Annotated in this window: 7 protein-coding genes; 6 read left to right on the top strand and 1 reads right to left on the bottom strand. The window is 63.6% G+C overall.

Features of this window, described 5'->3' with window-relative positions:
* The 4 genes from EN939_RS15075 to apnL all read left to right on the top strand — a co-directional run.
* On the top strand, positions 1-577 hold a 577-nt coding region (locus tag EN939_RS15075; protein WP_164751001.1), incomplete at its 5' end, for an ATP-binding cassette domain-containing protein.
* Complete coding sequence (locus tag EN939_RS15070) at positions 570-1,634, top strand: ABC transporter permease (RefSeq protein ID WP_027036223.1); 1,065 nt, start codon at positions 570-572, stop codon at positions 1,632-1,634. The genes EN939_RS15075 and EN939_RS15070, both read left to right, overlap by 8 nt.
* A 2-nt stretch (positions 1,635-1,636) precedes the next feature.
* The gene (locus EN939_RS15065; protein ID WP_127268638.1) at positions 1,637-2,671 is read left to right on the top strand and encodes a Gfo/Idh/MocA family protein; all 1,035 of its coding nucleotides are present in this window, start codon (positions 1,637-1,639) and stop codon (positions 2,669-2,671) included.
* A complete protein-coding gene (apnL, locus tag EN939_RS15060; protein ID WP_127268637.1) occupies positions 2,668-4,509 on the top strand; it encodes a D-apionate lactonase in 1,842 nt (613 codons plus the stop codon). The genes EN939_RS15065 and apnL overlap by 4 nt, the downstream gene beginning before the upstream one ends.
* A gap of 2 nt (positions 4,510-4,511) precedes the next feature.
* On the opposite strand, the gene EN939_RS15055 is transcribed toward apnL, so the two are convergent.
* The gene (locus EN939_RS15055) at positions 4,512-5,225 is read right to left on the bottom strand and encodes a transcriptional regulator NanR (RefSeq protein WP_063167520.1); all 714 of its coding nucleotides are present in this window, start codon (positions 5,223-5,225) and stop codon (positions 4,512-4,514) included.
* Positions 5,226-5,399: 174 nt separating this feature from the next.
* Here EN939_RS15055 and oiaX point away from each other — a divergent pair, with 174 nt between their 5' ends.
* Positions 5,400-6,650, top strand: a complete 1,251-nt coding sequence (gene oiaX, locus EN939_RS15050) for a 3-oxo-isoapionate-4-phosphate decarboxylase OiaX (protein WP_127268636.1) — start codon at positions 5,400-5,402, stop codon at positions 6,648-6,650.
* Between the two features lie 4 nt (positions 6,651-6,654).
* Positions 6,655-6,933 (top strand): four-carbon acid sugar kinase family protein (locus EN939_RS15045; protein WP_272483093.1); only part of this gene is annotated, 279 nt, incomplete at its 3' end.

Raw genomic sequence — 6,933 nt, 5'->3', positions numbered from 1 at the left:
GGTCAAGGAGCGCGATACGACGCGGCGCATCCGGCGTGGCCTGGCATTGATCCCCGAAGACCGTCAGCGCGAAGGGCTGGTCTCGATCCTCTCGGTCGCCAGCAATTTGACGCTGGCCAGCCTGTTGCGATTTGCCCGCCTGTTCCATATCCGTGGCGCCGACGAAAGGCAGGCGGTGACGCAGATGGTGCGGGAGCTGGCGATCAAGGTCGCCGACCCTGCGCAGGAGGTGTCGTCGCTGTCGGGCGGCAACCAGCAGAAAGTGGTGATCGGCAAGGCGCTGCTCACCGAACCCAAGGTGCTGCTGATGGACGAGCCCAGCCGAGGCATCGATGTCGGCGCCAAGGCCGACGTCTTCCGCACCATGCGCAAACTGTCCCGCGACGGTTTGGGGATTTTGTTCGCCACCTCCGACCTCGACGAGGTGATGGCGCTGTCCGACCGCATCGCGGTGATGAGCAACGGAAAACTGACCGGCATGTTCGATCGCGCCGAAGCGACGGAGGCGGCACTCGTGGCTGCATCCGCGCTTGGCCACGGACCGACCCCACGCACGGAGAGCACCGCCCATGACTGACATCCCAGCCAAAGCGGCCGCTCCCTCCACTTCCAGCGGCTCGGTGCTGCTGACCGTGATGAAGCTTCGGACGTTCATCGCGCTGATCGCCGTGCTGATCTTCTTCTCGATCGCGGCGCCGAATTTCCTATCGACCGCCAATCTGATCCTGATGTCGAAGCACGTGGCGCTGAACGCATTCCTGGCGATGGGCATGACCTTCGTCATCATCACTGGCGGCATCGACCTTTCGGTCGGCTCGATCGTCGGCCTGTGCGGTATGGTGGCCGGCTATCTCGTGCTCAACGGCATCGACCTGCAGATCGGCTACACCATCTATTTCAACGTCTTCGAGATCGCGCTGATCACACTGGCCGTCGGCATATTGATCGGCGCCGTCAACGGATTGCTGATCACCAGGCTGAACGTTGCACCGTTCATCGCCACGCTCGGCGTCCTCTACGTCGCGCGCGGCCTGGCGCTGCTGTCGTCGGATGGCCGCACCTTCCCCAACCTGGTCGGCAAACCGGAACTTGGCACCACCGGCTTCGGTTTCCTCGGTGCCGGCCGGCTGCTCGGCCTGCCGGTGGCGATCTGGATCCTGATCGTCGTTGCACTGGGAGCCGCCTATCTCGCCAAATACACGCCGCTTGGCCGCCACATCTTCGCCGTCGGCGGCAATGAACGGGCGTCGCGGATTTCAGGCGTCCGTGTCAACATGGTGAAGATGTTCGTCTATATGTTCTCCGGTTTCTGCGCGGCGATCGTCGGCCTGATCATCTCGTCCGAGCTGATGGCCTCGCATCCGGCGACAGGCGAAAGTTTCGAGCTCAACGCCATTGCGGCGGCGGTGCTCGGCGGCACCTCGATGTCGGGCGGGCGCGGCACGATCGGCGGCACCATCGTCGGCGCCTTCGTCATCGGTATTCTTTCGGACGGATTGGTGATGATGGGTGTGAGTTCGTTCTGGCAAATGGTGATCAAGGGCCTCGTCATCATCGTTGCCGTCGTCGTCGACCAGGCGCAGCGCCGGCTGCAAAGTCGGGTGACGCTGATGCAGATGGCAAAGGCAGGCTGAGCATGGCGGAGTTGCGAGGAGCGCTGATCGGCTGCGGCTTCTTTGCCGTCAACCAGATGCATGCCTGGCGCGACATAGCGGGCGCCTCGATCGTCGCCATCTGCGACCGTGACCCGGAACGGTTGCGGATCGTCGGCGACCAATTCGGCATTGCGAAGCGCTATACCGATGCGGGGGAACTTTTTGCCGGCGAAAACCTCGACTTCGTCGATATCGCCACCAGCGCGCCCAGCCATCGTCCGCTTGTCGAAATGGCGGCACAGCACCGCGTGCCGGTGATCTGCCAAAAGCCGTTCGCGCCGACGCTCGCCGATGCCAAGGCGATGGTCGGGGCATGCGCGGAAGCCGGCGTGCCGCTGATGGTGCATGAGAATTTTCGCTGGCAGTCGCCGATCCAGGCGGTGCGCGCCGTGCTCGACAGCGGCGAGATCGGTATGCCCTTCTTCGGTCGCATCTCCTTCCGCTCCGCCTATGACGTGTTTTCCGGCCAGCCCTATCTGGCGACGGGAAGGCGCTTCATCATCGAGGATCTCGGCATCCACATCCTCGACATCGCCCGCTTCCTGCTCGGCGATGTGTCCACGATCACGACGCGGACGGTGCGCATCAACCCCGGCATATCGGGCGAGGACGTCGCGACGATGCTGATGGATCACAACAGCGGTGCTACCTCGGTGGTCGACTGCAGCTACGCGACGAAGCTCGCCACGGAGCCGTTTCCCGAGACGCTGATCGAGATCGACGGCAGCGACGGCACGATCCGGCTGGCGCAGGGATATCGGCTGACCGTCACCGGCAAGAGCGGCACGGCCGTCACCGACGTTTCGCCGCCGCTGCTGCCGTGGGCGTCGCGGCCTTGGCACAACATCCAGGAAAGCGTCGTCGCCATCCAGCAGCACTGGGTCGATTGCCTGGCAAAGGGCGTACAACCGGCGACCTCGGGTGCGGACAATCTCAAGACGTTCGCGCTGGTCGAGGCCGCCTATGCTGGGGCCGCGAGCCGGCAACCGGTGCAACTCGACGCCTCGCTGAAATGACCGCCGACGCCTTCCTGCTCTACGGCACGCGTACGGTCGAGGTCGAGCCGGTCAGGCTCAGCGCGGGCGCGCTCAGCGCGGACTTCGTCAATGGCAATCTGCGCACCATTCAGCATGGCGGCACCGAAGTGCTACGCGCCGTCGCCTATATCGTGCGTGACCGCGACTGGGGCACCTATGAGCCAAATTTGACGGACCTGATCATCGACCAGGCTGCCGACGCTTTTTCGGTCAGCTATTCGGCAAGCTGCCTGGCCCCCGATGGAACCCGGCTCGGCTTCCGCGCCACCATCAAAGGCTCCGCCGATGGCCGTCTGGTCTTCGAGGTCAGCGCCCTTCCCGAGAGCGATTTCGAAACCAACCGCTGCGGCTTCTGCATCCTTCACCCGATCGCCGACCTCGCCGGCAGCCCGGTCAAGGTCGAGCATACGGACGGCAGCGTGGAGGCGACAAAGCTTCCCGAACTGATAGACCCCTGGCAGCCTTTCAAGGATATCCGCGCCATCACCCATCAGGTTCGGCCTGGCGTCACCGCCGAATGCCGGATGGAAAGCGATACTTTCGAAATGGAGGACCAGCGCAACTGGTCGGACGCCTCCTACAAGACCTATGTGCGACCGCTGGCGCTGCCCTGGCCCTATGTGCTGCCTGCCGGCCAAACCCTGCGCCAGACGATCAGCCTGCGCATCGCAGGTGAAGGCAAAGCGCCGGCTGCCGCCGTGGCCAGCGAACCGGTCCGCGTCGAACTCGGCGAAGCCGGGCCAACGCTGCCGGATGTCGGCGTGGTCATCTATCCCGAAGATGTCGAGACGGCACTGGCGAACCTCTCCACGCTGACGACACTCGGCCCACAACAGCTGCTGTTTCACTACGATCCGACGCGCGGCCACGGGCTCGACGCCTTGCGCGCTTTCGCCCGGCTCGCAAATGCCCACGCTGCCGCAACGACCCTCGAATGCGTCGTTGTGTGCGCCGGCGATCTTGACGCCGAGATGTCAGGTGTCGCCGACCTGGTGCGCCAGGCCGGGCTAAAACTCTCGGCCATTGCCGTGTCGCCTTCGGTCGACCGGCAGTCGACACCGCCGGGCAGCACGTGGCCGGACTGTCCGCCGCTCGAGGATGTTTACGCGGCCGCGCGGCGCGCCTTTCCGGATATCCGCCTCGGCGGCGGCATGTTCAGCTACTTCACCGAACTCAACCGCAAGCGCGTGCCGGCGGACCAGCTCGATTTCATCACCCATTGTACTTGCCCGATCGTGCATGCCGCCGACGATCTCAGCATCATGCAATCGCTGGAGGCGCTGCCTTTCATCACCCAATCGGCGCGGGCGATGATCTTCGGGGCAAAGCCCTATCGGATCGGCCCGTCGACGATTGCCATGCGCCAGAACCCCTATGGCAGCGCGACCAAACCCAATGCCGGGGGACAGCGCGTTGCCATGGCCGCCAGCGATCCTCGCCACACCGGTCAGTTCGCTGCTGCATGGACGATCGGATATGCCGCGCGCGTCGCGCCCGCTGGACTGGAACAGCTCACGCTCTCCAGCTTCACCGGACCGTTCGGCGTGCTGGCGTCATCCGGAGAACCCGTCGCGGAAGGATCGCGCCGGCCGATCTTCGGGGCCATCAAGGGGCTTTGCGAGCTGGCCGGCCTTGCGCATGTGTCGGCAAGGACGAGCGATGAAACCAAGGTGCTGGCGCTGGCCGGGCGCTCCGCCTCGGGCAAGACAATCGCGTGGCTGGCGAACCTGACGGCGGAAGACGTGCAGGTCGACATTTCAGCTTTTGACCGAGGCCAGGTCGTGATGACGCCTTACGCGATCACCCGGCTCGGCTGAAGTTACTTTTCGGAATTCATCACATAGAGCGCGCGCGAGCGTTCGAGATGCTTGATCATCGCCTTCTCGGCGCCATCGGCATCCTTCTTCTCGATGCGGCCGATGATCTCTTCGTGCTCGGTCAGCGTGAACTTTTCCTTGCCGGTCCAGATCAGCATTTCGGTGTGGTATTCCTTCAGCCAGCCCAGCATCGCCTCGCTGACGGCAACATAGATCGGGTTACCGGAGATCGCGGCGATCTGCGTATGGAATTTCATGTCGGCGGAGATGAAGGCTTCGGAATCGCCGCGAAAGCCGCGCTGTTCGGCAACGGTGGCCCTGAGCCGCAGCACATCCTCGGCGGTGGCCTTTTCGGCGGCTTCCCTGACCATGCCGCGCTCGAAGAAGATGCGCGCGGTCTTCAGGTGCTCCAGCGTGTCCTTCGACGACGACAGGATGATCTTGGCGGCGCCATCGACCTGCTTGATGATCGACTTGGCGGTCAGCTGCAGCACCTTGGCGCGCTCGCCATGCGAGATCGCGACCAGGCCCATATTGCTCAGCGCCTGCATCGCCTCGCGAATCGCCGGCCTGCCGACCTCGAAACGCTCCATCAGTTCGCGTTCCGAAGGCATGTCGTCGCCCGGCATCAATTCGCCGCTGGTAATGAGGCGTTTCAGCCGCAAGAAGACCTCATCGGAAAGCTTGCGCCGGACAATCGGTTCCGAACGGTTCATCGTCGCGAATCACTCCCTTGACCCGGCCCTATCTAACACTGCCGCCACAATTCCCGGAATTGCCGTCTGTCGATCCGACTGCCGGATATGGCTTGCAATACTTATGTACTCATTATACCAGATTTGAAACACCAGTGAACCTTTTTCGAACGCCTCGGCTTGAGACAGCGGACCATGATAACCCTCACCTACCGCATCGAAACGCCTGGAAGCATCGAAGCGCTGGCGGCCAAGATCGCCAGCGATCAGTCGACCGGCACCTTCGTCGCGCTGCCCGGCGAGACCGAGGAACTGAAAGCCCGGGTGGCGGCGCGCGTGCTGGCGATACGGCCTCTGGCCGATGCCGAGCGGCCGTCGCTTCCCGACAGCGGCAACGGGCCGTTCAGGCGCGCCGATATCGATATCGCCTTTCCATTCGATGCCATCGGCACCGACCTTTCGGCACTGATGACCATTGCCATCGGTGGCACCTATTCGATCAAGGGCCTCACCGGGATTCGCATCGTCGACATGAAATTGCCGGAGGAGTATCGCGGCGCGCATCCCGGCCCCCAGTTCGGTGTCGCCGGCAGCCGCCGGCTGACTGGTGTGATGGACCGTCCGATCATCGGCACGATCGTCAAGCCGGCGCTGGGCTTGCGGCCACATGAGACGGCCGCAATGGTGGCGGAACTGATCGCCGCCGGTGTCGACTTCATCAAGGACGACGAGAAGCTGATGAGCCCGGCCTATTCGCCCCTGTCGGAACGAGTGAAGGCGATCGTGCCGCTGATCCTCGACCACGAGCAGAAGACCGGCAAGAAGGTGATGTATGCCTTCGGCATCTCGCATGCCGACCCCGATGAGATGATGCGCAACCACGATATGGTGGCGAAGGCTGGCGGCAATTGCGCTGTCATCAACATCAATTCGATCGGCTTCGGTGGCATGGCGTTCCTGAGGAAGCGCTCCAGTCTGGTGCTGCATGCTCACCGCAACGGCTGGGACATCCTCACCCGGCACCCCGGGCTAGGCATGGACTTCAAGGTCTGGCAGCAATTCTGGCGACTGCTCGGCGTCGACCAGTTCCAGATCAACGGCATCGCCTCGAAATACTGGGAGCCGGACGACTCTTTCGTCGAATCGTTCAAGGCGGTGACGACACCGATCTTTTCACCCGAGGACTGCGCCTTGCCGGTGGCGGGCTCTGGCCAGTGGGGTGGCCAGGCTCCTGAGACATATGCGCGGACCGGACGGACCGTCGATCTTCTCTATCTCTGCGGCGGCGGCATCGTCAGCCATCCGGACGGGCCGGGCGCCGGTGTGCGCGCCGTGCAGCAGGCCTGGCAAGCGGCGGTCGACGGCATTCCGCTGGCGGACTTCGCCCTGAACCATCCCGAACTGGCGCGGTCGATCGAAAAATTCGGCGACGGCAAGGCAGCCTGAGACGATGCAGGACCTGCTTCTCAGCTATTACGGCGACGACCTGACCGGCTCGACCGATGTGATGGAGGCGCTCGAGCTCGGTGGTGTGCCGACCGTGCTGTTCATGCGCCAGCCGGACGATGCCTTGCTTTCACGATTTGCCCATTGCCGGGCGATCGGCCTCGCCGGCACCAGCCGCAGCGAGACACCGCGATGGATGGACACATACCTGCGCGATGCCTTTGCCTGGCTGAAGACACTGAATGCCGAGATTTGTCACTACAAGGTCTGCTCGACCTTCGAT

It is taken from the genome of Mesorhizobium sp. M7A.F.Ca.CA.002.05.1.1, assembly GCF_003998335.1.
Classification (GTDB): Bacteria; Pseudomonadota; Alphaproteobacteria; order Rhizobiales; family Rhizobiaceae; genus Mesorhizobium.
This window is presented reverse-complemented; position numbering and strand designations above follow the sequence as displayed.

Bases quoted from the DNA above. Each gene is read 5' to 3' on its own strand.
- EN939_RS15070 (WP_027036223.1), top strand. From the start codon at position 570: ATGACTGACATCCCAGCCAAAGCGGCCGCTCCCTCCACTTCCAGCGGC.
- EN939_RS15065 (WP_127268638.1), top strand. From the start codon at position 1,637: ATGGCGGAGTTGCGAGGAGCGCTGATCGGCTGCGGCTTCTTTGCCGTC.
- apnL (WP_127268637.1), top strand. From the start codon at position 2,668: ATGACCGCCGACGCCTTCCTGCTCTACGGCACGCGTACGGTCGAGGTC.
- EN939_RS15055 (WP_063167520.1), bottom strand. From the start codon at position 5,225: ATGAACCGTTCGGAACCGATTGTCCGGCGCAAGCTTTCCGATGAGGTC.
- oiaX (WP_127268636.1), top strand. From the start codon at position 5,400: ATGATAACCCTCACCTACCGCATCGAAACGCCTGGAAGCATCGAAGCG.